The organism is Kitasatospora sp. NPDC088346 (assembly GCF_044740765.1).
Lineage (GTDB): Bacteria > Actinomycetota > Actinomycetes > Streptomycetales > Streptomycetaceae > Kitasatospora.
The window spans coordinates 766,030-792,027 of record NZ_JBIURH010000001.1 but is presented as its reverse complement, the minus strand read 5'-3'; the positions used below and the strand labels follow the sequence as shown (position 1 = coordinate 792,027).

The window sequence follows — 25,998 nt, the reverse complement described above, 5'->3', positions numbered from 1 at the left end:
CCCGGGGTCAGCCGCCGCACTGCTCCAGCATGGCCTTCTTGTCCGCCGGGGTCACCGGCAGCTGGTACTTCAGCGACACCTGGGCGAACCGGACCGCGTACGCGCAGCGGATCTGCTGGTTGGCGGGCAGCCAGGTGGCCGGGCCGGAGTCGCCCTTGGAGGCGTTCTGCGAGCCGTCGGCGGGGATCAGGTTGAGCGGGTCGTTGGCGATCTGGACGCGCTTGGCCTTGTCCCACGCGGAGGCGCCCTGCTGCCAGTCGTAGGACAGCGGCATCACGTGGTCGATCTGGATCCGGCTCGCCTGCTGCTTGGTGAACTGCACCTGCTTGCCGGTGTAGGGGTCGTAGATGGTCATCCCGGTGACCACGCAGGCGGAGCCGTCCTTGTGCTCGACCTTGGTGCCGTCCCGGCTGAGCAGGTCGTCCCGGGTGGAGCAGTTGTTGTGGCCGAGCGGCACGTCGTCGACGTTGTCCGTCCAGGCCGGGCCGAACTGGTCCCGGTCGTAGCCGGTCCGGGGACCAGGCTCGGCGGTCTTCACCCGGGAGATCAGGTCACGGCCTGCCTTGCGGTCCGCGTCCGAGCTGACCGGGGCGAGGCCGGGCTTGGTGCCGTCCGGGTTCTGCAGCGGGCTGGTGCCGATCGCCCGGGCCGGGCCGGAGCCGCCGGAGGTGGACGAGGACCCGCCGGTGCAGGCGGTGAGCGCCAGCGCGGGTATCAGCAGCGCGGCGGCGGACAGGGCGGTACGGCGGGCGCGCACGGAGTTCTCCCCCGGTCAGTGCGGTTGACGGCGCCCCAGAACACCAGTGCGGCTCACGCCCGGTCAAGTCGTGCGCGCCGCGTACCGGGGGCACCGGGGGCCCGCCCGCCCGCCGCGGGCGCCCCGCTCAGCCGCCGATGGCGGACATCGGCCGCTCCGGCCGGACGAAGTCGGGGGAGTTCACGGAGTGCCCCGGCCCCTTGCGGGCGACCGTGTCGCGCCAGGCCGACTCCACGGCCGCGTCCCCGGCGCCACCCCGCAGCAGCGCCCGCAGGTCGGACTCCTCGGCGGCGAACAGGCAGTTGCGCAGCTGACCGTCGGCGGTCAGCCGGACCCGGTCGCAGCCGCCGCAGAACGGGCGGGTCACCGAGGCGATCACGCCGACCACGGTGCCGGTGCCGGCGATCCGCCACTCCTCGGCGGGCGCGTTGCCGTGCCGGCCGACCGGGACGAGCTCCCAGCGACGCCCGAGCACCGCCAGCAGCTCGTCGGCGGTCACCATCGCCTCGCGGTTCCACGCGCCCTGGGCGTCCAGCGGCATCGACTCGATGAACCGCATCCGGTAGCCGTGCTCGGCGGCGAACTCCACCAGGTCGAGGATCTCGTCGTCGTTGACGCCGCGCACCGGCACCGCGTTGATCTTGACGGGAGCCAGCCCGGCGGCCTTCGCCGCGGCCAGACCCGCGAACACGTCGGCGATCCGATCCCGTCGGGTGATCGCGGCGTACCGCTCGGGCCGCAGCGTGTCCAGGCTGACGTTCACCCGGTGCAGGCCGGCCGCTTCGAGCTCGGCGGCCGTCCGCGCCAGTCCGATGCCGTTGGTGGTGAGCGAGAGCTCGGGCCCGAGCGCGGCCAACCGGGCGATCAGGCCGGGCAGGCCGCGGCGCAGCAGCGGTTCACCGCCGGTGAGCCGGACGGTGCGGATGCCGAGCCGCTCGACCGCGACCCGCACCAGCCGGACGATCTCGTCGTCGGTGAGGACCTCGGCCCTGGGCAGCCAGTTCAGGCCCTCGGCCGGCATGCAGTAGGTGCAGCGCAGGTTGCAGCGGTCCGTGAGGGAGACCCGCAGGTCGGTGTGGACCCGCCCGAAGCGGTCGACCAGCGGGGACGGCGCGCCGTGCCCGCGCTCTGTACGTGGTGCCATCGACCCAGTACAGGGCCCGGCCGGCGGAAGTTCCAGCGGCGGAAGAACCGGGGTGCGGCCCCGGCCCGCACCGGCGCCTCGGAGGATCGTCCAACTGTGACGCGCTGACCAGGCACGACAGACTGGGGACATGGCGAACCCGGCCCCCTCCCCCGCCCCCGTCACCGCGCTGGTCCTGGCCGCCGGCGGCGGCCGCCGCCTCGGCGGACGGCCCAAGGCACTGATCCGCTACCGGGGCCGGACGCTGCTCGAACACACCCTGGCGGTCGCCCGGGCCGGCGGCTGCGCCGCGACGGTGGCGGTGCTCGGCGCGGCCGGCGAGGAGGTCCGGGCCACCGCGGCGCTCGGCGACTGCCTGGCCGTCGACAACCCCGATTGGGCGACCGGCATGGGCTCCTCGCTGCGGGCCGGCCTGGCCGCCCTGCACCCCGGCACCCCGGCGGTGCTGGTGCTGCTGGTCGACACCCCGGGTGTCACCCCCGCGGCGGTGGCCCGACTGCTGGCCGCACACGCCGCCGGGGCCGAACTGGCCGCCGCCGGGTACGACGGGCGCCGCGGGCACCCCGTCCTGATCGGTGCCCGGTACTTCGCCGAGACGGCGTCCACCGCGGTCGGCGACGCCGGCGCCCGGGCCCTGCTGGCCGCGCACCCGCAGGCCCTGCGGCTGGTCGAGTGCGGCGACGTCGCCGGCCCCGAGGACCTGGACACCCCGGAGGACCTCGCCCGCTGGACCGGTCCGCAGGCGGACTGAGCCGGCGTCAGTACCCGGCCCGACCCGACCGCGGGGCCCCTCCCCCGAGCGGCCGGGCGACAGCCGGCCGCCCTCCGACCGTGGCGGGATCCCGCCCCTGAACTGTCCCGGAGGATTGCCGCATTCCGCGCCATCACCTGCGCGAATGGGCGAGGATGGAGGGCGTACTGCCCAGCGACGGAACGGGGTGCCAGCCATGGCCGCAGTGCCGCTGCCCGACGACTTCAGCGAGCCGGCCCGGTTCGGGGCCAACCCGCCCTCGGGGGCGAGCGCGATCCGCTGCCCCGCCTGCCGCCGCGAGCACCTCTACGAGCCCCCGAGCCTGCCCTGCCCGTGCGGTGCCCAGCTCCGGGTGCCGCTGCTGCGCGGCGGCGTCCCGGTCCAGGTCCGGTTCCGCTCCTGGGAGGACTCCTGGCTGAGCATGCGGTGCCCGCACTGCGGCCGCAGCGACCAGTGGCCGCAGCCCGAGTTCACCTGCAACTGCGGCGCGACGGTCCGGCTGCCGGTCGACCGGGCGCCCCGGCTGCAGAGCACCGGCCTGCCCGGTGCCCCGGCCGCCGCCGGCCCGACCGGCAACCGCCCCGCCGGCGCCCGCCCGTACACCACAGCCGTACCCTCCGGCCCGGTCGACCCGACCGGGCCGCCGAGCGGGCACGGGCCCCGGCTGCTGCGCCCACCGTTCCGGCCGCAGCCCGTGCACACCTCGCAGGACGCGGTGCTGACGGCGGCGCGCTACCTGCAGTGGCTGGGCTTCGACGACCTCGAACTGACGGAGGGTCAGGACCGTGACGCGGTCACCCTTCTGGGTGGTCACATGGTCGCCCGGGTGGACACCTTCGCCGAGCCGGCCGACGTGAAGGCCGTCGAGTGCCTGTGGCTGGAGACGCTGCACGCGGAGCAGGTCGCCGCCGCGATGTTCACCACCGCCGGCTACTCCCGGCAGGCCACGGTCCGCGGCGAACAGCTGCTGGTGGCGCTGTTCACGCTGGACGCCGCCGGCATCCCGCAGGCCGCCAACGGCGCGGCCGAGTCGCTGATGGAGACCGGCTGGACCTCCTGACGGACCGTCGGGTTCCGGAATCAGTCGCGCTCGTGATCTGGTGCACAAGCTCACCCCCGTGTTGAATTGCGGCCACAGCAGTACCGCATGCCGGATGGCGCACACAAGGAGGTGGCGTTGTCGGAGCACGGAACGGCCCTGGGGGGGACGGCGGACGCGGTGTGGCGGCTACGGTCGCGCGGCTGTTGGCAGGAGGCCGCCGAACTGCTCCGGCCCAGCGCCGCAGACGACCCCGACGCAGCCCTGAACCGAGCCGAACTCCTCATCGAGCAGGCCCTGTTCACCGGTGACCACTGGGAGCCGGCCGAGGACGCGCTACGCCTGGCCGAGGCCCGGGTGTCCGGGACGGAACAGCGCGCCGCGGCGGCCTGCGCCCGCGGCTTCCTCGCGTACGTGGCGAGCGTGCTGGGCCCGCGCGACCGGCTGGACGAGGCGCAGGCCGCACTCGGCCGGACGTCCGCCCTGCTGCCGCCGGCCTCGCCCGGCCGCCCGCTGCTCGACTTCCGGCGCGGCCTGGTCGCGGAGAACCTGCAGCACGACCCGGGCGCCGCCTGGATCGCCTACCGCCGGGCGCACGACGGCGCGGCCGAGCACGGGGACGAGCTGCTGCGCTCGTACACCTGGCAGCATCTGGCGTCGCTCGCGCTGGCCACCGGGGACCGCGAGCGGGCGCGGGAGGGCTTCCGGGCCTCGCTGCGGCTGCGCGAGGAGCTCGGCTTCACGGTGGGGGTGGCCCCGGCGCTGGCGGCGCTGGCGGACGTGTCGGAGCCGGTGGAGGCGGCCCGACTGCGCGCCGAGGCGGCCCGGCTGGTGCAGGCCCTGGGCGGAGTGCCGGTGTGGCTCGCGCGCCGGTTGCGCGCGCTGTCCGCTCCGGGCGCGCCGTCGGACACGCGCGTCGGGCCGCAGGCCGAGCGCCGGTCCGGCCGGCCGCTGGCGGACGAGGTCGGCTGACACCCGCCCGGGCCCGCCGCGGCGGCCGACGGGCCCGGACCGGGGCGGTGACCCGGCCGGTCCCGGGCCGTGGCACGGGCCCGCCCGACCCTGAAATGGCCACCCCGCACTAAATCTGACGATATTTCGAGCTTGCGTTCGGAATTCCCTCTCCCCGGTGTATTGACGGCAAACCGGTCCATTCCTCTTGCATTTCTCCGCCATGATGGTCCCCGCTCATCACTAGGCTGGAAAGCGAGGCTGGTTCAGGTCATGAGACTGTCGGACATACCGCTGGGCTGGGCCGTCGCGGTGGTGGCCGCCCTGGTGGTCGTCGCCACGCTGGTGGTCGTCGCCCGCACCCGGGCCGCGGCCGCGGCAGCGAGCAGCTCGGATTCCTGGGAGCGCAGCGAGGAGCGCCGACGACGCAAGGAATCGATGTACGGGGGCGCCTCGTACGTCCTGCTGTTCTGCTGCGCGGCCGTCGCCGCGGCGCTGTCCTTCCACGGACTGGTCGGCTTCGGGGTGCAGAACCTCAACCTCTCCGGCGGCTGGGAGTACCTGGTGCCGTTCGGCCTCGACGGCGCGGCGATGTTCTGCTCGGTGCTCGCCGTCCGCGAGGCCAGCCACGGTGACGCGGCGCTCGGATCCCGGCTGCTGGTCTGGCTGTTCGCCGGCGCGTCGGCGTGGTTCAACTGGGTGCACGCCCCTCGCGGGTTCGGTCACGCCGGAGCACCGCAGTTCTTCGCGGGCATGTCGCTCTCCGCCGCCGTGCTCTTCGACCGGGCCCTGAAGCAGACCCGGGTGGCGGCGCTGCGCGAGCAGGGCCTGGTGCCCCGTCCGCTGCCGCAGATCCGGATCGTGCGCTGGCTGCGCGCGCCGCTGGAAACGTACGCCGCCTGGTCGCTGATGCTCCTCGAAGGCGTGCGGACGCTGGACGAGGCGGTCGAGGAGGTCCGGGACGACAAGCGCCAGGCCTCCGTCAACCGCGAGCAGCGACGGATGGCCCAGCGGCGCGAGCGGGCCGAGATCCGGGCCATCGGCCGGACCAACGGCGGCGTCTGGCGGCAGCGCGCCGCGCCGCGTCAACTGGAGCGCCAGCTGGATCACCAGTTGGAGGCCGGCTCGGAGCCTGCCATAGCCGGGCCCACCGACCCGGCCGAGCGGACGTCGGCCGAGCACACCTCCGCCGGGCGCGGTGCGGCCGAGCGCGGCGGGGCGGAGCCCGGTCGGACCGGGTCCCCCGTCGAGGGGCGGCTCGGTCAGGCGGGACTGCCGGCCCGGCCGGCCCGCCGCAGCGTGGACCTGACCCCGGAGGAGGACACCCTGGCCATCCCCCGGCTGGACTCGCTGGAGCAGAAGCTCAAGGACCTGGAGCAGCAGTTCGGTTGAGCCGGTGCCGCCGGCCGGGCCGCCGGGGTGAAGTCCCCGTCGGCCCGGCCCGCTCGGGCCGTCCCGCCCCGCTCGCGGCCGCCGGTCAGTCCGACGGCCCGCCGGCGGCCCGTGCCGCCTGTGCGGCCTGCGCCGCCTGGTCGGTCTCCGCGTCGACCGACAGCTCGAACCACATCCGCTTGCCCGAACCGCGCGGCTCCACGCCCCAGCCGTCGGCCAGCGCCTCCACCAGCATCAGGCCGCGGCCCGAGGAGGCCTGCTCCCCCGGGGTGCGGCGGGTCGGCCAGAGGTCGGACTCGTCCTCCACCTCGACCCGCAGCCGGGCACCGCTGCCGGGCTCCCGGTAGAGCCGGGCGGTGAACATCGCGTCCCGGTCGGTGTGCCGGATCGCGTTGGTCACCAGCTCGGAGGAGAGCAGCTCGGCGGTGTCGATCAGGTCGGGAACGCCCCAGCGGCGCAGTGCGTCCCGGAGCTCGCCGCGCAGTTCGGCGATCCGGGCCAGGTCGGCCTGGCCGATCCGGCGGCGCAGCTGCTGGGCGGCGAGGCCGCCGGCCGGTCCGTCCCAGCGCAGCAGCAGCAGCGCTATGTCGTCCTCACGCTCGCTGGAGTCGGCCGCCTGGGAGGCGATCCGGTCGGCCAGGTCCTCCAGCGGCTCGCGGGCCGCCTCGTCGATGCCGGGCAGCCGGCCGGAGATCGCCCGGCAGAGCCGCTCGAAGCCGGTGTCGAGGTCCATCCCGCGGGCCTCCACCAGCCCGTCGGTGCAGAGCACCACGGTCTCGCCCGGGTCCAGGCTGAACCTGGTCACCCGGTACTCCTCGTCCGGCGAGATGCCGAGCGGCAGGCCGCCGGCCACCGGGACCAGGGCGGCCGACCCGTCGGCCCGGCGGACCACCGGGTCGAGGTGGCCGGCCCGGACGGCGTAGACCACGCCGTAGTCGACGTTGACCTCCGCGTAGGTGCAGGTCGCGAAGTGGTCGGTGTCCAGGTCCGCGAGGAAGCGCGAGGCGCGGGCCATCACAGCGGCGGGCGGGTGGCCCTCGGCCGCGTAGGCGCGCAGTGCGATCCGCAGCTGGCCCATGATGCCGGCCGCGTGCACGTCGTGGCCCTGCACGTCGCCGATCACCAGGCCGACGTGGCCGCCCGGCAGCGGGACGACGTCGTACCAGTCGCCGCCGATCTGCAGGCCGGAACCGGCCGCCAGGTAGCGGACGGCGGTGGTGACGCCGGGGACGGCCGGGACGGTGCGGGGGAGCATCACCCGCTGGAGGCCGGCCGCGAGCTCGTGCTCGGCGTCGTGCAGTCGGGCCCGGGCCAGCGACTGGGCGACCAGGCCGCCCAGCGTGGAGAGCAGGGTGCGCTCGTCGGTGTCCAGCTCGCGGTCGTCGTCGAAGCTGACCACGCAGACGCCGATCGTCCTGCCGCTGGCCACCAGCGGCAGGAACGCCCAGGCGCTGCGGCCGGTGCCGCGGGCCCAGTCCCAGGCCTCCGGGTAGCGCTCCCGGTACTCGGCGCCGCTGCCGATGAAGACCGGCGTGCGGTTGCGGACGGCCTCGGCGAGCGGGTGCGCGGGGGCTAGCGGGGAGCGGTCGTAGAGGGCGACGTCCTCCTCCCGGTAGCCGCTGGCGCCGAGGATGGCGAGCCGGCCGGCCTCCATCGAGGCCAGCACCAGGCCGTCCGGCGGCAGGCCGGGCAGTGGGAGCTCGGTGAAGACCCGGGCCACGTCACGGACGGTGACCGCCTCGGCGAGTGCCCGGGCGGCCTCTTTGATGAAGCGGGAGCGCTCCTCGCGCAGCGCGGCGAGCTCGCCGGCCCGCTCGCGCTTGTGCAGCTCGACGGTGGCGTCCCAGACGAAGCCGACCATCCGGGACGGGCGGCCGAAGGCGTCCGCGAGCACCCGCCCGCGGAACCGGACGGCGTGCAGCTCACCGCTGGGGAAGAGGGTGCGGTAGTAGGCGCCGCACTGGCCCAGCTCGGTCACCGCCCGCTCGACCCGGCGGCGGACCACCGGCGCGTCCTCCGGGTGCAGCATCGCCAGGAAGGCGGCGGAACTGCGGTCGTACCGGTCGAGGGCCAGGCCGAGGATGGCGCAGGCCCGCGGGTCGGCCTCCAGCACGTCGTGCCGGATGTCCCAGTCGAAGGAGCCGATGCCGTTGGCGGCCATCGCGGGTTCGAGCCAGTCCGGGGTGGAGTCCCCGGTGCGGGTGGGCAGGCCTCGGGAGACCGCCGCACCGATCCGGCCGGTGGCCGTCCCGGAGGCGGCGCGCAGCGGCTGGGCCGCGGCGATGCTCCTGGTGGCCTGGGCCGGCGGGATGTGGCGGACGGGCCCAGGCGGCTCGGGCTCTGTGGCCATGCTTCTCCTGCCGCTGCCGGGGCATGCGGTCCGGTCGGACTGCGTTAGCCGTGGGATCAGTGGGTTCAGTGGAACTGGGTGGGACATTGTGTGACCGGTGTGTCTGAGTGGCCGGTCGAGGCACGATTCTCCCCGCCGTCCCGGGCACACATTCTCACTAGCCTCTCGTATGTTCGGCAATGCGGCAATGCCGACGAACCATCCGGGGGACAATCGTGGACGATCCGAGTGATCGCCCGGCGCGGCGGCACCCGCTCGCGCCCACCCACCGCCGCCTCAGACGGCGCCGAGCTCGAACCAGGTGACCTTGCCGTCGCCGCGCAGGTGCACGCCCCAGTCGTCGGCGAGCGACTCCACCAGCAGCAGCCCGCGCCCCGAGGTGGCCCACTCGGCCGGTGCCCGGCGGCCGGGCAGCCGGGTGGTGCCGTCCTGCACCTCGATCCGCAGCCGCTGCCCCGGGGTGAGCACCGCCTCCAGCACGGCTCCCTTACCGGTGTGCAGCAGCGCGTTGGTGACCAGCTCGGAGGTGAGCAGCTCGGCGGTGTCGGCCAGCTCCGGGACGCCCCAGCGGCTCAGCGCGGCCCGCAGCCGGTGCCTGATCTCGCCGACCGCGACCAGATCGGCCGGGGCGAACGCCGCGTGCAGCCGGCGGTGCAGCGCACAGCCCGGCTCCGGGTCCGGGTCGGAGTCGGATTCGGGAGCCGGGCCGGAGTCGGGCGCCGGGCCGCCGCGGGAGGATCCGCCGGCCCGGGCGGGGCCTGCGTGCCGGGCGGGATCGCCGTTCGGGGTGGCCGGGCCGCTGCCCGAGGCCGAGCGCTGCCGCGGAAACCTTGCCTGTCCGTCCATCACCGTACGCCCCCGCCCTTCGCCCGACGGTCGGCGCCGAGTCCCCCACCGGCGACGTCCGCTTGTCGACATCCTCCTTCCCACCGTCGACGCCTGGCAACAGTGCATCCCCGGCCACCTGGGGTGAAGCGGGGCTCATGGGGGGTCAAGTGATCCGTCTGGTGGGAGCGTCGAGGTTTGCGGGCTCCGATGACTAGTTCGGGCCCGTACGTACTCGGCGCGCGCCGGCTGTCGCACGCCGGTGCTCCCGCATCTCCGCCGCACGCCCCACGCGCCTGCTCGCCCCACGCGCCCGCTTGCGCTGTGCGCGCGCTGCCGGGTGGCGCAGCCGCCCGCGCCGCCGTGCGCAATCGGGCGAGATGACACGCCGGCGGCGCGCCCGGCACGCGCAGCGGTCCGACAGGGGCAACGCTGGACATGACGCCCGGGCCCGGGTTCAATGGGCCGCGGAAGTTTGAACGCCGTTCTAACCAGACTCATCCACCGGCACCCGCGAGCGAGGAACCGTGCGACTGACCCCCACCGAACGGGACCGGCTGCTGATCTTCACAGCGGCCGAACTGGCCCGCGCCCGCCGCGCCCGCGGCGTGAAGCTGAACGTGCCCGAAGCCACCGCGCTGATCGCCGACACCGTCTGCGAGGCCGCCCGGGACGGCCGCCGGCTGGCCGAGGCCATCGAGGCCGGCCGCACCGTGCTGAGCGCCGACGACGTGCTGCCCGGCGTCCCGGACGTGGTCACCGTGATCCAGGTCGAGGCCGTGTTCGACGACGGCACCCGGCTCGCCGTGGTCAACGACCCCTTCCGCGGGCACGGCTCGCTCGGCGACGACGCCCCCGGCTCCGTACTGATCGGCTCCGGCGCGGGCTACGACCCGGTCGAGGAGACCGTGGTGCTCCCCGTCCACAACACCTCCGACGTGCCGATCTCGGTCACCTCCCACTTCCACTTCTTCGAGGTCAACCCCCGGCTGGCCTTCGACCGCGAGGCCGCGTACGGCACCCACCTCGCCGTCCCCGCCGGCTCCTCGGTCCGCTTCGACCCGGGCGCCACCGTGGAGGTCGGGCTGGTGCCGATCGGCGGCGGACGGGTCGCGATCGGCTTCGCCGGCCTGGTGGACGGCCCGCTGGACGCCCCCGGCGCCAGGCAGGCCGCCCTGGAGAAGGCCCGCGCGACCGGCTACCTCACCAGCTTCGACGACGCGGAGGTGGAGTCGTGACCCGCCGGCCCGCCCCCGCCAGCCCCGCGTCCCACACCCCGGAGGTCGGCGCATGAGTGCCATCACCCCCCACGACTACATCGCCGTCCACGGTGCCCGCACCGGCGACCGGATCCGGCTCGGCGACAGCGGCCTGATCATCCGGGTGGAGTCCGACTCCCAGGAGCCGGGCAACGAGTTCCTGGCGGGCTTCGGCAAGACCGCCCGCGACGGCCTGCACCTCAAGGCCACCGCCGTCCGCGAGACCTGCGACGTCGTGATCAGCAACGTGGTGGTGATCGACGCCGTCCTGGGCATCCGGAAGACCTCGATCGGCATCCGGGACGGCCGGATCGTCTCCGTCGGCCGGGCCGGCAACCCGGACACCATGGACGGCGTCGACGTGGTCGTCTCCACCGGCACCACGATCGTCTCCGGCGAGGGCATGATCGCCACCGCCGGCGCCATCGACACCCACGTCCACCTGCTGTCGCCGCGGATCATGGAGGCCTCGCTGGCCTCCGGCGTCACCACCGTCATCGGCCAGGAGTTCGGCCCGGTCTGGGGCGTGGGCGTCAACTCCCCCTGGGCGCTGCGGCACGCGTTCAACGCCTTCGACGCCTGGCCGGTCAACATCGGCTTCCTGGGCCGCGGTTCGTCCTCCGACCCGGCCCCGCTGATCGAGGCGCTCGCCGAGGGCGGCGCCTCGGGCTTCAAGGTGCACGAGGACATGGGCGCCCACACCCGCGCCCTGGACACCGCGCTGCGGGTCGCCGAGGAGTACGACGTCCAGGTCGCCCTGCACACCGACGGGCTGAACGAGTGCCTGTCCGTCGAGGACACCCTCAGGGTGCTGGAGGGCCGGACGATCCACGCCTTCCACATCGAGGGCTGCGGCGGCGGACACGTCCCCAACGTGCTGAAGATGGCCGGCGTCGAGAACGTCATCGGCTCCTCCACCAACCCCACCCTGCCGTTCGGCCGCGACGCCCTCGGCGAGCACTTCGGCATGATCGTCTCCGCCCACGACCTCAAGGTCGACCTCCCCGGCGACGCCGCCATGGCCCGCGACCGCATCCGGGCCGGCACCATGGGCGCCGAGGACGTCCTGCACGACCTCGGCGTCATCGGCATCACCTCCTCCGACGCCCAGGGCATGGGCCGGGCCGGCGAGACCGTCCGCCGCACCTTCGCCATGGCCGGCAAGATGAAGGCCGAACTCGGCCCCCTCGACGGCTCCGGCTCGTACGGCACCACCGAGAGCGGCGACGACAACGAGCGCGTGCTGCGCTACATCGCCAAGCTCACCATCAACCCCGCCATCGCCCACGGCCTCGCCCACGAGGTCGGCTCCATCGAGCCCGGCAAGCTCGCCGACATCGTGCTCTGGCGGGCCGACCACTTCGGCGCCAAGCCGCAGCTCATCCTCAAGGCCGGGTTCCCGGCGTACGGCGTGGTCGGCGACCCCAACGCCTCCACCGACCGCTGCGAACCCCTCGTCCTCGGCCCGCAGTTCGGCGCCCACGGCGCCACCGCCGCGGACATCTCCGTCGCCTTCGTCGCCCAGGCCGCCGCCGACGGCTCGTACCTGGACGTCGCCGCCGACCAACTGCCCACCCGCAGGCGCCGGGTGGGTGTCCGCAACACCCGCGGCATCGGACCGCGCAACATGGTCCGCAACGCCCGGATCGGCCAGGTGCAGGTCGAGGCCGACACCGGCCTCGTCTCGCTGGACGGAGCCCCGATCCGCTCGGACCCGGCCGACAGCGTCTCGCTCAGCCGCCTGTACTTCCTCTGAACCCCTCCCCCACGTTTAGGACCCGCCTCTCATGACCACTCCCGCCTCGCTCGGCTACCGGATGCCCGCCGAATGGCACCCGCACGACCGCACCTGGATGGCGTTCCCGACCGACAACCAGACCTTCGACAGCCCCGAGCACCTGCACGCCGCCCGGCAGGCCTGGGCCCGGGTCGCCAACACCATCGTCCGCTACGAGCCGGTGACGCTGATCGTCAACACCGGTGAGAGCGCGGCCGCCCGGGAGTACGTCGCCGCCGAGGTCGAGATCGTCGAGAAGCCGCTGGACGACGCCTGGATGCGGGACATCGGCCCGACCTTCCTGATCGACGGCAAGGGCTCGCTCGCCGCCGCCGACTGGATCTTCAACGGCTGGGGCGCCCAGTCCTGGGCCCGCTGGGACAACGACCAGCACATCGCCGAGCACATCACCGAGCTGACCGGCGTCCGGCGCTTCGCCTCCCGCCTGATCAACGAGGGCGGCGGCATCCACGTCGACGGCGAGGGCACCGTCCTCGTCACCGACACCGTCCAGCTCGGCGAGGGCCGCAACTCCGACTGGACCCGCGAGGAGGTCGAGGCCGAGCTGCACGCCCACCTCGGCACCACCAAGGCCGTCTGGGTCCCGCGCGGACTCACCCGCGACTACGACGAGTTCGGCACCCGCGGGCACATCGACATCGTCGCCTCCTTCGTCCGCCCGGGCGTCGTCGTCGCCCACATCCAGCCCGACCCCGCCCACCCCGACCACGAGGTCTGCCAGGAGATCGTCGCCGGCCTGCGCGCCGCCACCGACGCCCGGGGGCGCACCCTGGAGGTCATCGAACTCCCCGCCCCGACCGTCCTCACCGACGAGGACGGCGAACCGGTCGACTACTCCTACATCAACCACTACGTCGGCAACGGCGTGGTCGTCCTGTGCGCCTTCGACGACCCCCGCGACCAGGAGGCCGCCGCCATCCTCGAAAAGGCCTACCCGGGCCGCGTCGTCGAACTGGTCGACGCCCGCGAGATCTTCGCCAACGGCGGCGGCATCCACTGCATCACCCAGCAGCAGCCGACGGCCTGACGGGCAGGTCGCGCAGTGACCGGAGCCGGGTCGGTCCGGGCGCCCCCGGGCGTTCGACGACCCGGCTCCGGCCGTTCCCGCTCCGACCGTTCCCGCTCCGACCGTTCCGACTCCGGCCGTTCCGACTCCGGCCGCACGAACGGGCATCGATCACATGATCGATCAAATCCCTTGCCGCACAGCAGATTTCACCCCCGTCCAGTCACGGACCGGTCACATGCGGCATGTCCCGGTCCGCCTCCGCGTAGCGTCGCGCACCTCACCACATCCGACGTCCCTGGGGGGACCATGCGCACGCGTGCCATCATCCTGACCGTCGCCGCCACCACCGCAGTCCTCGGCCTCGCCGCCTGCGACCCGGCCGCCACCTCCACCAGCACCGGCACCGCGGCCGCAGTGCCGGCCGCCACCGCTGCGGGCGACGCCGCGGCCGCACCGGTCGCGGCCGGCGACGGCGAGAAGCTGAAGGACGTCGAGATCACCAAGTGCACGGTCGACGCGACACTCAAGTGGCCGTCCGCCGAGCTGAAGATCACGAACCACAGCAGCAAGAACTCCAACTACATGGTCCAGGTGGAGTTCCTGGACGCGGCGGGCACCCGCATCGGCGAGGGCGTGGCCGCCACCAACGGCCTGGCCCCCGGACAGGCCTCCGTGCAGAAGGCGCAGGGCGCCACCGAGACCACCGGCAAGACGTCCTGCAAGGTCATCGACGTGACCCGGTACGCCGCCCCCTGAGCCGCCCCTGAGCCGGCGCCGAGCCGACGCGCCACACCGTCGGCTCGGCCCTGCCGGTGCCGCCCGACCCGCACGCCTCCCGAAACCTCCTGTGCCCCCGCGGGCCCGTCATGGGAGGATGCGGTCCGGCCCGGGGGGAGTGGCACGCATGGGACTCGACTACAGCTACGAGATCTACACGCCTGCCCGGAACGTCACCCGGGCGCTGACCGAGCTCGCCCGGCTGGCGCCGCGAACCGACCGGGTACCGCCCCTCACGGTCACCGTGCCCGGCGGTGGCACGGTCGTCGTCCCGTTCACGTCCCACTTCAGGAGTGAGCCGGTCGACTGTTCCACGGGCGGCACGCTCGAACTCGACACCGCGATCATGGTCGGCGTCGACGACGCGGTGCGCGAGTTCGAGGGAGGTCGCGGCCTCGAAGTCGACGAACTCGGGAGGGTCGCGATCGGGTACGTCTACCTCACCGTCCGGTTCGCGCCCACCCTGCACCCTCGCCACGCCTCACTCCAGTTCACCGCCGCCACCTCGGGGATGAGCCGGATGTTCGAGCGGTCCGCGAGCGTCAGAGCGGTGTTCACCGACCTCACCGCCGCCGCCGGCGGGGTCTGCTGCGTGCTCGACACCGAGAGCCACACCGTCCAAGTGTGCTGGCTGAACGGCCGGCCGGCCCGGGAGACGGTCCCCGGCCCCCGCTTCGCGAACTGCCGCGACCTCGTGGCAGCCTGGGCCGACCCGGGCGAGGGGCCCGCGGTGCGGTCCGGCGACAGCTGAGGCGGCCGTCAGAGCGGGATGGCCAGGTGCCGCGCCGCGTCCGCCGCCGGGCCGGGGGTGCGGGAGCGGTGGGCGGCGGTCAGGACCAGTTCCGCGGTGAGGGGGTGCGCGCGGACGGCCTCGGGGGCGAGGCGGTCGGCGGCGAGCAACTCCTCCAGGGCGGTGGTGTCGTCGCCCGCCCGGGCGAACAGGCGGGCGCGGTCGATGCCGTGGCGGGCGCGGCGCTCCCGGGGGAGGCCGGCCAGGTCGGTCGGCGCGATGCGGTCGAGGACGTCGGGGTCGGCGCCGAGTTCGAGGGCGGCGTGAACGAGGTGGACGGCCCGTTCGCCGGCCGAGAACTCCGTCCGGTGGCCGGGGTGTTCGCCGACCCGGTCGGCTGCCGTGGCCGCCTCCGCCAGGTGCGCGGTGGACTCGGTCTGACGGCCGTGTTGCGCCTCGATGACCGCGCCGACCAGGTGCAGCGTGCCCCACAGGCTCCAGGGGTCCCGGGCGGTATCGGTGAGCAGCCCGTCCAGGCGGGCGAGTCCGCCGTCGATCAGTCGTCGGGCCTCTGCGGTGGCACCGAGCGTCAGGCAGACCTCGGCCTGGAGCCACTGCGCCGCGGTGACCAACAGCGGGTCCCCGGGTACGGCCGCCGCCCGGTGGGCCTGGGCCGCGGCGGTGGCGGCCAGGTCAAGGTGGCCGAGCCTCTTGGCCAGCATCGCGGCGTCGTGCCGGGCCTCGGTGAGCAGGTGATGCGCGATGTCCCGGTCGGTCCCGGCCGCGGTGTCGGCCGCCGCGCGCAGGTCCTCCAGCAACGGCGGTAGCAGCAGGCCGAGTTCGCCGTAGTGGCCGTGGCGCCGCAGCCGGTCGGACTCGTCGACCCGGCGGCGCAGGGCGTCGAGCGGCGGAGGCTCCTCGTCGGCGGTCGGCGGCAGGTCCGCGCGGAGCAGGGCGCGCCGCAGGGCGGGCACCGTCCGGTGGGCGGGGGCCGTCCGCGGGTCGCCGAGCCGGGTCGGGCGGCCCAGCAGGTCGACCGGGTCGGTGTCGAGCGCCGCGGCGAGCGCGTGCACCATCGTGTAGCGGTCCAGCGGCAGGCGGCCGCTCTCGACCGACCGGAGCCAGTCGGCGTTCCGGCCGACCTCCTCGGCGAGTCGGGCCCGGGACAGGCCGGAGGCCTCCCGGTGGCGCGCCACCCGCTGCCCGATGGATCGCCGAGCTGCCACCAGGTTCCCTCCGTCGTCGGTGCCCTCACGCTAGGTCCGTCCGGCCCCGGGGCCCGGTACCTGCCGCGCGGTCCGCGTGGCGGCGCGGACCGCGGGCCGCGCGGCGGGTGAGGGCGGGCCGGGCGCCGTCACCAGGCCTGCGAGACGTCAAGCAAGCGGACGTCGATCGAGCGGACGTCGCCGGCCCGCCGGCGGCCGGGCCTGGACGGGTCGGGACCGGCCGTGACGAGCAGGCGGGCGCCGGTCTCCGGTACCCGGTAGTGGTGCAGGTCGCCTTCCTCGGAGGTGAGTTCGACGGTCCGGCCGGTGGCGGAGATCGCGGCGCGCAGCCGCTCGAAGCGGACCCGGGGCGCGAAGGACCCGTACCGCCGGGCGAGCATCGGGGGGACGAGGTCGGCGGCCCGGCCGTGGACCAGCCGGTGGATCCGGACGCCGAAGCCCAGGCAGGCCATGGTGCCGGCCGGGGTGCGGGCGAAGAGGGCTTCGAGGAGCCCGTAGTCGCGGCGGAGGGTCGTGCCGTGCGGGGTGTCGAGGCGGCCGGGCCCGAGGGCGGCCTTCCAGTCGGCGGGGCTGGCGCCGATCCCGGCGCCGGGGAGGGCGCATCCGGCCGCCGCATGGGCGTAGAAGTCCAGATCGGACACGTGCGTACCCGCCTCTCCCGGCTGTGCGGTCACCGTCCACCGAACAACCTTGACCTCGTGTCAGCTTCGACGTGCGGCGTGGTTCCCGAGCGGCCGGCCCAAGCGGTCCGGTCCGGTGAGCCCACCAGTGTGCGGAGTACCCAGTCAGGGGCGTCCCCATCGCAGAGTTCGCCGCGCAGGAAAGGGAGGTCCTGGTTCCACCCGGTCGGCGACGCGAAGCCCACCCCGGCTCCCGGCTCCCCGGCCGGCGCCCGGCCCGTGGGTACGGTGACGGCATGCAGCGGCTCGCACTCGTCGACCTGGACCACACCCTGATCGAGCGCCGGTGCCCGGTGCCCGAGTGGACGGCCGAGTTCTGCGCCGCCCGGGAACTGCCCCCGGACGCCGCGCCGGAGATCCTCACGACCACCACCCCCGAGACCTTCGCCGGGCTCGCCCGGCGGCAGGGGCGCGCCGGGGCCGGTGAAGCGCTCTGGGCGGCGTACGTGGACGGGCTGGCCGAACGGGTCTACTGCCTGCCGGGTGCGCTGGACGCGGTGGGGCGGCTGCGCGCGGCCGGCTGGACGGTGGTCGTCCTGACCAACGGGTACAGCGCGATCCAGCGCGCGAAGCTCGCCCGGACCGGTCTGCTGGACGCGGTCGACGGTGTCTGCGTGTCCGAGGAGGCCGGGCTCCGCAAGCCGGATCCGGAGATCTTCCGGGTGGCGGCCCGGCGTTCGGGGCTGGATCTGGCGGCCGGGGCCTGGATGGTCGGCAACAATCCGGCGACCGACATCCTGGGCGCCCGGGCGGCCGGGGTCGGTTCGATCTGGATCTCCCCCGGGCTGCCCTGGCCGACGGAACAGCCGGCCCCGGACCACACCGTCCGCGACGTGCCGGCGGCGGCGGATCTCCTTCTCGGGCTGTTCGTCTGAGGTTGCGTCAAGCACCGCGGACGGGTCACTGCCGGGTGCGAGAATGCGATCACGTTCGATCAATCATGGGGGATTTCTACATGCGCACTGTGACCAAGGGCCTTTCGGCTCTGCTGATCGGCGCGGCACTGGCGGTGGGGACCGGTACGTCCGGAGCGGCCGCGGCCACCGGCACCCGGGGCCTGGAGATCGCCGTCCCGGCCTACGTCCACCCGGGCGAGGCGATGCTGACCGGCATCCAGGCCACCCACCCCGCACCGTCGATCGTCATCCTGAACCCCAACAACGGCTACGCCCCGTTCGACGCCGCCTGGCAGGCGCAGGCCGACTCGCTGCGCACCGCCACCACCGCGACCGGCGGCCACACCAAGGTGATCGGGTACGTCGACACCAACCGCACCCTACGACCGATCGCCGACGTCAAGGCGACCGTCGACAACTACCTCAGGACCGGCGACCACAAGCTCCACGTGGACGGCATCTTCTTCGACCAGTCGGGCCGGGACTGCGGCACCGACAACGTCACCCGCGACTACTACGCCGAACTGCGCGCCTACGTGCAGAACGCCGTGTACGCACTCGACCCGCAGGCCGAGGAACTGGTGGTGGACAACCCCGGCACCGCCGTCGCCGACTGCTACCTGGAGCCCGGCCACCGCACCGCCGACACCTTCGTCACCTTCGAGGGCAGCTACGCCGCGTACACCGGCGGCGGCTGGCTCGGCGGCAACGTCTTCAACTACAACGTCGGTTACTACTCCGGTGCCGCCCTCGACCCGAGCGGCACCGCCTTCTGGCACCTCGTGCACGCCGCCCCGAACGCCGAGGCCTCCACCACCGCACTCGACACCGCGTTCACCCGAGGCGCCGGCTACGCCTACGTCACCGACGACGTGATGGACAACCCGTGGGACGCCGCGCCGAGTTGGGGATTCCAGTCGGAGACCTCGCACGCCGCCACGCTGGGCTGACCCCGCACCGCCGGGCGGTGATCACCGGTCACCGCCCGGCACCCGCCGGTCGTCCGCGCCCCACCGGCGCGCCCCACCGGCGCGCGCCGCCGCCGCACGCCGGGCCTCGGGGCGCCGACCTGCGGACCTGCCGACCGGACGGCACCGGACGGACGGCGGCACGACGTATCGTGAGGTCGTGCCGAGCAGCCGGGAGGAACAGCAGATGGCCCAGCCACGGGCGCGCCGGGCCGCGCGGCCCCGCGAGGAGGTCTTCGCGGCCGCCCGGGCGGCGATCGCCGAACACGGGCTGGCCAAGCTGACCATGGCCGGGCTCGGCAAGGACCTCCAGATGAGCGCCGGCCACCTGCTCTACTACTTCGGCAGCAAGGACCAGCTGCTGCTGGAGACCCTGCGCTGGAGCGAGGAGCAACTCGGCGAACGCCGGCGGGCGGCACTCGCCCGGCCGGGCGCCACAGCCCGCGAGCGGCTCGCCTCGTACGTCGAGCTGTACCTGCCGGAGGGCCCCGGCGACCCGCGCTGGATCCTGTGGGTCGAGGTGTGGGGCCGCTCCCCCGCCAGCGCCGAGCTCCGGCAGGGCCAGCTGGCCATCGAGATCCCCTGGCAGGCCGACCTGGTGGCCCTGATCGAGGCCGGCGCCGCCACCGGCGAGTTCACCCCGCACGGGACGACGGGGGATCTCGCGACCCAGATCAGGGCGCTCCTGGACGGCTTCGCGGTACCGATCGCGATCGGGCTGCCCGGCGCTCGGCGCGAGGACGCGCTCGGCCAGGTCGCCTCGGCCGCCGCGGCCCTGCTCGGGCACCGCTGACCCCGCCGGCCGTCCGCCCCGCGCGTCACTCCGTCCAGAGTGCGGCCGCGGTGCGGTCGTCGGCGTAGCCCTTGGCGCGGACCTGGACCTGCCGCAGGAAGTCGACCGTGCCCGGCGGATGCGGATGAGCCCAGTGGCTGGACAGGAAGTGCGCCACGGCTGGCTCCTGCTCGATCGGCTCGGCCAGGCCCAGGGTGCAGAGCAGCAGGATGTCCCCCGGGGTGGCCGGGACCAGCCGGAACCTGAAGGGCCGCACCGGCGCCGCCGGAGCCGCCGGCAGCGGCTGGCCGTCCGGGTGGTGCAGCAGGCGCGCCGCGTAGGCGTCGATCCAGTGCCCGGAGCGGAGCAGGTAGAGCGCGCCGGGACCGGTGCCGAAGGCCGCACGGTGGGTGGCCGACTCATCGAGGGAGACCATCAGGCAGTGCAGCGAGCCGAGGTCCGCCTCGGGGCCCGTTACGTGGGGACCGGTGGCGTCGGGACCGGCGGTGTCGGGGATCGTCCGGTCGGGGTTGGCCAGGTCGGGGTTGGCCAGGTCGGAGGGGGCCCGGTCGGAGCGGGCCCGGGCGGGGTCGACCGCGGTCGCGAGCGGGCCGGCGGCCAGGACGGTGAGCCGCTGGAGCCCGTACCGCAGCCGGTCGCGGGCCCCGGCACGGAGGTCCGCGGCGAGCTCCGTCCGGTTGCGGCCGACCGCGGCCGCGAGTCGGCGGGCGGCTTCGGCGGCCGAGCCCGCGGCGGCCTCGGCGGACTCGCGGCGGCCGGGCGAGGCGAGGACCGCGAGCAGCAGGCCGTCCTCTCCCTGACCGAAGCGGGTGACCAGCAGGGCGTCCCGGCGGGACTCGCCGCGGTAGCGGGCGGAGTCACCGCGGACGGAGACCGCGCGCAGCGTCGCCCTGCCGTACTGCGCGCCGTCCAGCGCCGTGTCCGGCACCAGGCCGGCCAGCGTCTCCGGTTCGGCGGCGGGCAGGGCGGTGGGCTCGGGGCCGTAGGTGGGCGGGCGGTCACCGACGTGCGGGACGACGGGTTCCGGCTCCTGCCGGGGACGGCGCAGCGGCTGGACGGGCTGCGCGGGCCCGGCGAGCGAGGGATCGGCGGCCGGTGGGGGCGCCTCGGCCCGCGGGGGTTCGGCGGCCCGCGGGGGTTTGACGGGGGTCGGAGCGAGCTTCGGGGCGGGGGGCGGAGGTGCAGCGGAGGCCGCGTGTTCGGGCACGCGGGGCTCCCGCTCGGCGGCCGGCCCGGGCTGCGTGGGCGGGGCCACTGACGGTGCGGGTACCGGTACCGGTGCGGCAGCTACGGGCGGTACGGGAGAGGCTGCCGGTACGAGAGCGGCCGGCGGCGCGGGCGGTGGTGTCGGCGCGGGCGGTGGCGCGATGGGCTCCGCCGTGCGCTGGGCGCCGATCATGCCGGCCGCCGAGTCGAACCAGTCGTCGACCGTACCCGGGCCCGTCACCGCGTCCGGGGTGTCCGGGAGAGTTCCGGCGGGTCCCTCGTAGACCGCGTGCCACCAGCCGTCCTCCGGCCGCCGCTGCGGGGGTGCGCCCTGGTCGCTCAACTGGCCGCTCCTCGTCCCTGTGTGCCATCTGTCGAGCGGCCTCGTGCCGGACTCGACGTCATTCTCCCCAAGAAGAACGACGGTGTCCGGGATTCGGGGACAACCCACCACCCGATGGGAGGGGTGTTCCGGCCACGGTGGGTGCCGTTCCGTCCGTGCTTGTCGGAACTGTTCCCAGCAGGGGCGATCAAGCGGCGACCGGCCCGTGACCGGCCGGGGAAGGAAGGCCGAAGAGGGGCATCACATCACTCGTTCGGCTGATTAATATGTGCGCATGACCGCGCCAGGACCGATCGCACCCCCACCGGGGAGTACCGCACTCGCGGTCTCCCGTCCGGCCGTGGTGCTGTGGTCCCTGATCGTCATCGGCCTGATGGCGCTGCTGCCCTGCGCCGGCCGGGCCGGAGCGGTCACCGCGGCCCCGGCCTCCCCGGTGGCCGCGGCCGCCGTCGGTCCGGTCGTGGACGGCCCGGTGCTCCTCCACCACGGCCGGCTGCCCGGACTGGTCGCGCCCGCCGAGCGGGACCGCACCCCGGTGGCCCTGTGCACCGCCGACGACGAACGCCCCTCGCCCGGCAGCGGTTGTTCGAACCACTCGTTCTGCGGCCCGGAGGCACAGCTCCCGAACGCGCCGCCCCAGCCGGCCGCCGTCGTGCCGGCCCGGCTGATCACCGTCCGGGCACTGCCCTGCGGCAACCGGATCGGTGTCCTGTCCGGCCCCGACCACTCACCCGACCTGCACGCCCTGCAAGTCCACCGGTCCTGAGCGGAACCCACCGCCGGCCCGCAGCCGACCCGGTCGGCCCGGCGGCTCCGCCAACCCCACCACCCCCGCACACCGCCGTGCGCCAACGCACGGCGGGGACAAGGACATCTCCATGGGTTCCGCCTCCAAGCAGTCCAAGCCGGCCGCCGGCAAGCCCGGTCGCTCCGGCGGCCGCGCCGACCAGGCCGCCGACCGGAAGGCGCGGATCGCCGAGCTGCGCGCGGCCGAGGCGCGCCGCGACCGCCGCAACAAGATCGTCGCGATCAGCGTGGCCACCGTCCTGATCGGCGGCATGGTCGCCGCCGGCGGCTGGATCGCCCTCGACGCCAAGCAGAAGCAGGACGACAAGAAGGCCGCCGCGGCCGCCGCCGAGAAGGCCCGCCAGGACGCCGCCAACGTGCCGATCGACGGCGTCCAGACCTTCGACAAGCTCAGCCGGAACCACGTCACCACGCCGGTCACCTACGCGCAGACCCCGCCGGTCGGCGGCGACCACAACCCGGCCTGGCTGACCTGCATGGGCAACGTCTACGACAAGCCCGTGAAGAACGAGAACGCCGTTCACTCCCTGGAGCACGGCGCGGTCTGGGTCACCTACAACGCCAAGGCCACCCCGGACGACATCAAGACACTCGCCGCCAAGGTGAGCACCACCCCGTACTCGCTCATGAGCCCGTACCCGGAGGAGCAGGGCACCATCACCCTGAACGCCTGGGGCACCCAGCTCTCCGTGGACAGCGCCACCGACCCGCGGGTCGAGCAGTTCTTCACCAAGTACGTGCAGGGCCCGCAGACCCAGGAGCCCGGCGCCTCCTGCAGCAACGGGACCATGCAGTGACCCCGGCCGAGGGGACCGGCACCGAGGAACTGCACGCAGGCCCGGACACGCCGCCGCGCCGCCGGCTCTGGTGGCCCGCGGCGCTGGCCGCGGTGGTCGCGCTCGGACTCGGCGTCCCGGCGCTGCTGACGAGCGGCCCGAGCGCCTCCGGGACGGTCGCCGCCGCCTCCACCCCCGCCACCGACTCCCCGGAGGCCGGCTTCGCGCGGGACATGGCGGCCCACCACCAGCAGGCCGTGGACATGTCGTTCATCGTCCGGGACCGCACCGCCGACCCCGCCGTGCGGACCCTCGCCTTCGACATCATCAACACCCAGGCCAACCAGCGCGGCATGCTGATGGGCTGGCTCGACCAGTGGGGGCTCACGCAGAACTCCCCGGCCAAGCCGATGGCGTGGATGGGCCACACCTACGAGGCCCACGACGGCTCGCTGATGCCCGGCATGGCGACCAACACCGAGCTGGACCGCCTCCGCGGCCTGGGCGGCCAGGAGGCCGAGGTCTGGTACCTCCAGCTGATGATCGAGCACCACAAGGGCGGGCTCGAAATGGCCCGGGCCTACGTGGACGCGAGCAGGAACCAGGCCGAGAAGCGGTTGGCCCAAACCATGATCAACGGGCAGCAGGCCGAGATCGACCTGATCACCGGCATGCTCGCGGAGCGGGGCGCGAAGCCGCTCAAGTGAACCGGCCGCCGCCGGGGCGGCCTTGGCGTCACGGGGTGGTGCCACGGGGTGGTGCCACGGGGCTGTGGCATGGAGTGGTGCCACGGGGTGGGCCCGACCGAGCCGGTCGGGCCCACCCCGGTCGCGTTGCCGGGCCCTCGCGAACCGGGCCCGCGACGGCAGGGGCCATCCGCGGCCGGGGTCTACGACGGCCACGGTCGTCGACGGCCGGGGTCGTGGATAGCCGCGCGCTCGTGGATAGCCGCGGTCAGCAACGGCCCGGGTCGACGGCAGGGCGTTCGGGGCGCCCTGCCCTGGTGGCGAGCAGGCCGGCCCCGAGCGCCACCACCGCGAGCAGCACCAGCAGTGCGCGGCCGCCGGAACTCCGGCCCGCCAGGTGGACGGCCAGCACCGGAAGGGCGGTGCCCAGGGCCGTACCGAGGCTGCGAACGGTGTTCAGCATGCCGCCGCCGACCGCCGAGCTCTCCGCCGGAACGGCCCGCATCACCAAGGCGTTGTTCGCGGGCAGCAGCAGCCCCAGCCCGAGGCCCACCACCAGGAGGGCCGGCACCGCCGCGGCCGGGCCGATCGGCAGCAGGGCCGATGCGAGCAGGCCCGCCGACGCCGCGAACGCGCCCACCCGGCAGCGCGCGGCATCCGTCCAGCCGGCCGGCAGCAGGCTGCCGCCGAGCGTGGCGGCGAGCGCGAAGGCACCCGGAAGCGCGGTGATCACCAGGCCTGCGGCAGCGACCGGCACCCCGGCCCCGGACAGCATCACCGGGCCCAGCACCAGCGGGCAGAACAGCAACAGGTAGCCGACCAGCGCGAGCACCAGGCCGGCCCTGATCCCCGGGGTGTTGACCAGGCCCGGGGCGATGATCGGCCGGTCGGCCCGCCGCTCCTGGCGGACCAGACCGGCCGAGAGGACGGCGGAGGCGGCGAGCAGCGCGAGCACCGCCCAGCCCGGCAGCGGCAGGCCCGAGGCCGCGGACAGCGCCAGCAGCAACGCGGCCGAGGCACCGGCCAGCAGCACCATGCCGGCCAGGTCGAACCGGCCCCGGTCCGCGTCCCGGCCCCCAGGACGGTCGGGGCGCCCGGCCGGGTGCGTACGGGGCAGCAGGAACCAGCCGGCCAGGATGCCCAGCAGGCCGATCGGCACGTTGATCCAGAACGCCCAGCGCCAGGAGGCGTGGGCGACCAGCAGCCCGCCCAGCGTCGGGCCCAGGGCGAGGCCGAGGGCCTGGGCGGCCGCCTGGATACCGAGCGCGGTGCGCATGGCCCGCTCGGGCACCCCGCGGGCGACCAGGGCGACGCTGTTGGCCTGCATCATCGCCCCGCCGACCGCCTGGACGGCGCGGCAGGCGATCAGCTGGCCGAGGCTTCCCGACAGGCCCGCTCCCAGCGAGGCCAGACCGAAGACCGCGAACCCGCCGAGGTAGACGGTCTTGCGTCCGACCAGGTCGGACAGCCTGCCGACCGGGGCCAGCAGGGCGACCAGAACCACGAGGTAGGCGAGCGCGACCCACTCGACGGCGGCGAGCCCGGCATGGAACCGTTCCTCCAGTGCCGGGAAGACCAGGGCGGTGACGCTCGCGGTGAGCTGACCGAGGAAGGCGCCGACGCAGACCGTGCCGACCGCGAGCCAGTGCGCGTGCGGCCAGGCGGCGACGGCCCGGGGACGGGGACGCTCGGCGAGCAGAGGGCTGTCGAGCAGACGGAATCTGGCGGGCATCGGCACACCGAGAATATATCTGCTGCCGACACACTCTTGCACAGAGTCGCTCGGCATTCGATTTGATCGCACAGGGAGTCATCAGGATGTCGACTCGTTCGGTCGACCAGGGTGTCCGAGGTGGAGCAGCTGGGTGGTGGAGCCGTTCGAACGGGGAGCCGCTCGGACAGGGAACCACTCGGGCGGGGACCGGCTCGGACAGGGACCGGCTCGGATCCGGAACCGCTCGGGCGCGGAACCACTCGGGCCGGGAAGTGCGCGGATACGGCATCACCTGGGCACGGAGGCGCTCGGACGGGGAGCACCTCGGACGGGGACCGCCTCGAACGCGAAGCACCTCGGGCCCCGCCGTGTTCGCCCGCAGAGTCGAACGGGCGCCGAAACGATCGGCCGCCGAACGGACTGGTCGCCGAGGGGATCGGTCGGCGAGCGAGCTGTTCGGTTGCCGACCTGGTCGGGGACCGAGGTGGCCACGGCGAACCGATACGCTGTCGCCCATGCCGCCGCAGCCCGCCCCCACCCCGCCGCAGCCCGAGTCCTCCGCCCTGGAGGAGACGGCCCGGCTGGCCCGCGCCCAGCGGCTCACCGATGTGATCACCCGGCTCCGTCGCGCGCTGCGCAGCAGCATCCGCACCGACTACCCGTGGGAGTCGCTGCCGATGGCCCAGGTCGAGCTGCTGCAGACGCTGGCGGCAGCGCCCCTGCGGGTCGGCGAGCTGGCGGACCGCCAGCGGCTCGCGCCCAACACCGTGAGCGGGCTGATCGGCAAGCTGCTGGACGCGGGGTTCGTGGACCGCCAGGCCGACCCCGGTGACCGCCGGACCGCCCGGATCGCCCTGACCGAGGCCGGTCACCAGCAGCTTAGGGACTGGCGGCAGGCCCACGAACGCCGGCTGGCCGACGCCCTGGAGAGCCTCTCCCCCACCGACCGTGACGCGGTGATGCGTGCCCTCCCCGGTCTGGAGCAGCTCGCCCGCTCCCTGGCCGGCGGCGGCAGCGGCAGCGTCTGACCGCACCGCCGGATCCGCCCGCCCGAACCCCGTCGGGCCCTCCCGAACCCCGCCCGAACCCCGTCCGGGCCCTCGCCCTGGGGCCGAGCCCCC

Annotated in this window: 24 protein-coding genes; 16 read left to right on the top strand and 8 right to left on the bottom strand. The window is 74.6% G+C overall.

From position 1 onward, the window contains the following. Positions 1 to 7: 7 nt before the first annotated feature. Both ACIOFR_RS03545 and moaA read right to left on the bottom strand, forming a co-directional pair. Complete coding sequence (locus tag ACIOFR_RS03545) at positions 8 to 757, bottom strand: HNH endonuclease family protein (protein WP_400992048.1); 750 nt, start codon at positions 755 to 757, stop codon at positions 8 to 10. Between the two features lie 127 nt (positions 758 to 884). Further along, positions 885 to 1,901, bottom strand: a complete 1,017-nt coding sequence (moaA, locus tag ACIOFR_RS03540; protein ID WP_400992047.1) for a GTP 3',8-cyclase MoaA — start codon at positions 1,899 to 1,901, stop codon at positions 885 to 887. A gap of 130 nt (positions 1,902 to 2,031) precedes the next feature. Between moaA and ACIOFR_RS03535 the strand changes: the two genes are divergently transcribed. The 4 genes from ACIOFR_RS03535 to ACIOFR_RS03520 all read left to right on the top strand — a co-directional run bounded on the left by ACIOFR_RS03535 (position 2,032) and on the right by ACIOFR_RS03520 (position 6,034). Beyond that, on the top strand, positions 2,032 to 2,652 hold the full coding sequence (locus ACIOFR_RS03535; RefSeq protein ID WP_400992046.1) for an NTP transferase domain-containing protein: 621 nt from the start codon (positions 2,032 to 2,034) through the stop codon (positions 2,650 to 2,652). Between the two features lie 196 nt (positions 2,653 to 2,848). After that, positions 2,849 to 3,712, top strand: coding sequence for a hypothetical protein (locus ACIOFR_RS03530; protein WP_400992045.1), 864 nt, complete (start codon positions 2,849 to 2,851; stop codon positions 3,710 to 3,712). Positions 3,713 to 3,799: 87 nt separating this feature from the next. Beyond that, the gene (locus ACIOFR_RS03525) at positions 3,800 to 4,663 is read left to right on the top strand and encodes a hypothetical protein (RefSeq protein ID WP_400992044.1); all 864 of its coding nucleotides are present in this window, start codon (positions 3,800 to 3,802) and stop codon (positions 4,661 to 4,663) included. 252 nt (positions 4,664 to 4,915) lie between these two features. Continuing rightward, on the top strand, positions 4,916 to 6,034 hold the full coding sequence (locus tag ACIOFR_RS03520) for a DUF2637 domain-containing protein (RefSeq protein ID WP_400992043.1): 1,119 nt from the start codon (positions 4,916 to 4,918) through the stop codon (positions 6,032 to 6,034). Positions 6,035 to 6,119: 85 nt separating this feature from the next. Here ACIOFR_RS03520 and ACIOFR_RS03515 read toward each other — a convergent pair whose 3' ends face one another. Then, positions 6,120 to 8,384 carry a SpoIIE family protein phosphatase gene (locus tag ACIOFR_RS03515; RefSeq protein ID WP_400992042.1) on the bottom strand — a complete coding sequence of 755 codons (2,265 nt, stop codon included), beginning with the start codon at positions 8,382 to 8,384 and terminating at the stop codon, positions 6,120 to 6,122. Positions 8,385 to 8,660: 276 nt separating this feature from the next. Beyond that, the gene (locus ACIOFR_RS03510; protein ID WP_400992041.1) at positions 8,661 to 9,230 is read right to left on the bottom strand and encodes an ATP-binding protein; all 570 of its coding nucleotides are present in this window, start codon (positions 9,228 to 9,230) and stop codon (positions 8,661 to 8,663) included. Between the two features lie 506 nt (positions 9,231 to 9,736). Between ACIOFR_RS03510 and ACIOFR_RS03505 the strand changes: the two genes are divergently transcribed. From ACIOFR_RS03505 to ACIOFR_RS03485, 5 genes are all read left to right on the top strand, one after another. Further along, positions 9,737 to 10,447, top strand: coding sequence for an urease subunit gamma (locus ACIOFR_RS03505; protein ID WP_400992039.1), 711 nt, complete (start codon positions 9,737 to 9,739; stop codon positions 10,445 to 10,447). Positions 10,448 to 10,499: 52 nt separating this feature from the next. Further along, positions 10,500 to 12,224 carry an urease subunit alpha gene (locus ACIOFR_RS03500; RefSeq protein WP_400992038.1) on the top strand — a complete coding sequence of 575 codons (1,725 nt, stop codon included), beginning with the start codon at positions 10,500 to 10,502 and terminating at the stop codon, positions 12,222 to 12,224. Between the two features lie 31 nt (positions 12,225 to 12,255). Then, complete coding sequence (locus ACIOFR_RS03495; protein WP_400992037.1) at positions 12,256 to 13,293, top strand: agmatine/peptidylarginine deiminase; 1,038 nt, start codon at positions 12,256 to 12,258, stop codon at positions 13,291 to 13,293. A gap of 288 nt (positions 13,294 to 13,581) precedes the next feature. Continuing rightward, positions 13,582 to 14,031: an FxLYD domain-containing protein gene (locus tag ACIOFR_RS03490; protein ID WP_400992036.1), complete on the top strand. Its 450-nt coding sequence runs from the start codon at positions 13,582 to 13,584 to the stop codon at positions 14,029 to 14,031. A gap of 148 nt (positions 14,032 to 14,179) precedes the next feature. After that, a complete protein-coding gene (locus ACIOFR_RS03485; RefSeq protein WP_400992034.1) occupies positions 14,180 to 14,803 on the top strand; it encodes a hypothetical protein in 624 nt (207 codons plus the stop codon). 8 nt (positions 14,804 to 14,811) lie between these two features. Here the strand turns inward: ACIOFR_RS03485 and ACIOFR_RS03480 are convergent, their stop codons facing one another. After that, a complete protein-coding gene (locus tag ACIOFR_RS03480) occupies positions 14,812 to 16,008 on the bottom strand; it encodes a helix-turn-helix domain-containing protein (protein ID WP_400992033.1) in 1,197 nt (398 codons plus the stop codon). A 128-nt stretch (positions 16,009 to 16,136) separates the two neighbouring features. Further along, complete coding sequence (locus tag ACIOFR_RS03475; protein WP_400992032.1) at positions 16,137 to 16,649, bottom strand: hypothetical protein; 513 nt, start codon at positions 16,647 to 16,649, stop codon at positions 16,137 to 16,139. A 275-nt stretch (positions 16,650 to 16,924) separates the two neighbouring features. On the opposite strand from ACIOFR_RS03475, the gene ACIOFR_RS03470 reads away from it, so the two are divergent. The 3 genes from ACIOFR_RS03470 to ACIOFR_RS03460 all read left to right on the top strand — a co-directional run bounded on the left by ACIOFR_RS03470 (position 16,925) and on the right by ACIOFR_RS03460 (position 19,345). After that, positions 16,925 to 17,563 (top strand): HAD family hydrolase, encoded by a 639-nt coding sequence (locus ACIOFR_RS03470; protein ID WP_400992031.1) that lies wholly within the window; start codon positions 16,925 to 16,927, stop codon positions 17,561 to 17,563. 80 nt (positions 17,564 to 17,643) lie between these two features. Further along, entirely contained in the window at positions 17,644 to 18,534 is an 891-nt protein-coding gene (locus ACIOFR_RS03465) for a spherulation-specific family 4 protein (protein WP_400992030.1), read from the top strand. Between the two features lie 205 nt (positions 18,535 to 18,739). After that, on the top strand, positions 18,740 to 19,345 hold the full coding sequence (locus ACIOFR_RS03460; RefSeq protein ID WP_400992142.1) for a TetR/AcrR family transcriptional regulator: 606 nt from the start codon (positions 18,740 to 18,742) through the stop codon (positions 19,343 to 19,345). Between the two features lie 25 nt (positions 19,346 to 19,370). On the opposite strand, the gene ACIOFR_RS03455 is transcribed toward ACIOFR_RS03460, so the two are convergent. Further along, positions 19,371 to 20,894, bottom strand: coding sequence for a hypothetical protein (locus ACIOFR_RS03455; protein WP_400992029.1), 1,524 nt, complete (start codon positions 20,892 to 20,894; stop codon positions 19,371 to 19,373). Between the two features lie 274 nt (positions 20,895 to 21,168). Between ACIOFR_RS03455 and ACIOFR_RS03450 the strand changes: the two genes are divergently transcribed. From ACIOFR_RS03450 to ACIOFR_RS03440, 3 genes are all read left to right on the top strand, one after another. Beyond that, on the top strand, positions 21,169 to 21,660 hold the full coding sequence (locus tag ACIOFR_RS03450; RefSeq protein WP_400992028.1) for a hypothetical protein: 492 nt from the start codon (positions 21,169 to 21,171) through the stop codon (positions 21,658 to 21,660). 112 nt (positions 21,661 to 21,772) lie between these two features. Then, positions 21,773 to 22,498 carry a DUF3105 domain-containing protein gene (locus ACIOFR_RS03445; RefSeq protein ID WP_400992027.1) on the top strand — a complete coding sequence of 242 codons (726 nt, stop codon included), beginning with the start codon at positions 21,773 to 21,775 and terminating at the stop codon, positions 22,496 to 22,498. Next, complete coding sequence (locus ACIOFR_RS03440; protein WP_400992025.1) at positions 22,495 to 23,184, top strand: DUF305 domain-containing protein; 690 nt, start codon at positions 22,495 to 22,497, stop codon at positions 23,182 to 23,184. Before ACIOFR_RS03445 ends, ACIOFR_RS03440 begins: the two co-directional genes overlap by 4 nt. 247 nt (positions 23,185 to 23,431) lie before the next feature. On the opposite strand, the gene ACIOFR_RS03435 is transcribed toward ACIOFR_RS03440, so the two are convergent. Continuing rightward, positions 23,432 to 24,895 (bottom strand): MFS transporter, encoded by a 1,464-nt coding sequence (locus ACIOFR_RS03435; RefSeq protein WP_400992024.1) that lies wholly within the window; start codon positions 24,893 to 24,895, stop codon positions 23,432 to 23,434. A gap of 497 nt (positions 24,896 to 25,392) precedes the next feature. On the opposite strand from ACIOFR_RS03435, the gene ACIOFR_RS03430 reads away from it, so the two are divergent. Further along, positions 25,393 to 25,905 (top strand): MarR family winged helix-turn-helix transcriptional regulator, encoded by a 513-nt coding sequence (locus ACIOFR_RS03430; RefSeq protein WP_400992022.1) that lies wholly within the window; start codon positions 25,393 to 25,395, stop codon positions 25,903 to 25,905. The last annotated feature ends 93 nt before the right edge of the window (positions 25,906 to 25,998 follow it).

Bases quoted from the DNA above. Each gene is read 5' to 3' on its own strand.
- ACIOFR_RS03510 (WP_400992041.1), bottom strand. From the start codon at position 9,230: ATGGACGGACAGGCAAGGTTTCCGCGGCAGCGCTCGGCCTCGGGCAGC.
- ACIOFR_RS03495 (WP_400992037.1), top strand. From the start codon at position 12,256: ATGACCACTCCCGCCTCGCTCGGCTACCGGATGCCCGCCGAATGGCAC.
- ACIOFR_RS03445 (WP_400992027.1), top strand. From the start codon at position 21,773: ATGGGTTCCGCCTCCAAGCAGTCCAAGCCGGCCGCCGGCAAGCCCGGT.
- ACIOFR_RS03525 (WP_400992044.1), top strand. From the start codon at position 3,800: ATGCCGGATGGCGCACACAAGGAGGTGGCGTTGTCGGAGCACGGAACG.
- ACIOFR_RS03490 (WP_400992036.1), top strand. From the start codon at position 13,582: ATGCGCACGCGTGCCATCATCCTGACCGTCGCCGCCACCACCGCAGTC.
- ACIOFR_RS03435 (WP_400992024.1), bottom strand. From the start codon at position 24,895: ATGCCCGCCAGATTCCGTCTGCTCGACAGCCCTCTGCTCGCCGAGCGT.
- ACIOFR_RS03535 (WP_400992046.1), top strand. From the start codon at position 2,032: ATGGCGAACCCGGCCCCCTCCCCCGCCCCCGTCACCGCGCTGGTCCTG.
- moaA (WP_400992047.1), bottom strand. From the start codon at position 1,901: ATGGCACCACGTACAGAGCGCGGGCACGGCGCGCCGTCCCCGCTGGTC.
- ACIOFR_RS03500 (WP_400992038.1), top strand. From the start codon at position 10,500: ATGAGTGCCATCACCCCCCACGACTACATCGCCGTCCACGGTGCCCGC.
- ACIOFR_RS03485 (WP_400992034.1), top strand. From the start codon at position 14,180: ATGGGACTCGACTACAGCTACGAGATCTACACGCCTGCCCGGAACGTC.
- ACIOFR_RS03430 (WP_400992022.1), top strand. From the start codon at position 25,393: ATGCCGCCGCAGCCCGCCCCCACCCCGCCGCAGCCCGAGTCCTCCGCC.
- ACIOFR_RS03470 (WP_400992031.1), top strand. From the start codon at position 16,925: ATGCAGCGGCTCGCACTCGTCGACCTGGACCACACCCTGATCGAGCGC.
- ACIOFR_RS03530 (WP_400992045.1), top strand. From the start codon at position 2,849: ATGGCCGCAGTGCCGCTGCCCGACGACTTCAGCGAGCCGGCCCGGTTC.
- ACIOFR_RS03465 (WP_400992030.1), top strand. From the start codon at position 17,644: ATGCGCACTGTGACCAAGGGCCTTTCGGCTCTGCTGATCGGCGCGGCA.
- ACIOFR_RS03515 (WP_400992042.1), bottom strand. From the start codon at position 8,384: ATGGCCACAGAGCCCGAGCCGCCTGGGCCCGTCCGCCACATCCCGCCG.
- ACIOFR_RS03460 (WP_400992142.1), top strand. From the start codon at position 18,740: ATGGCCCAGCCACGGGCGCGCCGGGCCGCGCGGCCCCGCGAGGAGGTC.
- ACIOFR_RS03520 (WP_400992043.1), top strand. From the start codon at position 4,916: ATGAGACTGTCGGACATACCGCTGGGCTGGGCCGTCGCGGTGGTGGCC.
- ACIOFR_RS03450 (WP_400992028.1), top strand. From the start codon at position 21,169: ATGACCGCGCCAGGACCGATCGCACCCCCACCGGGGAGTACCGCACTC.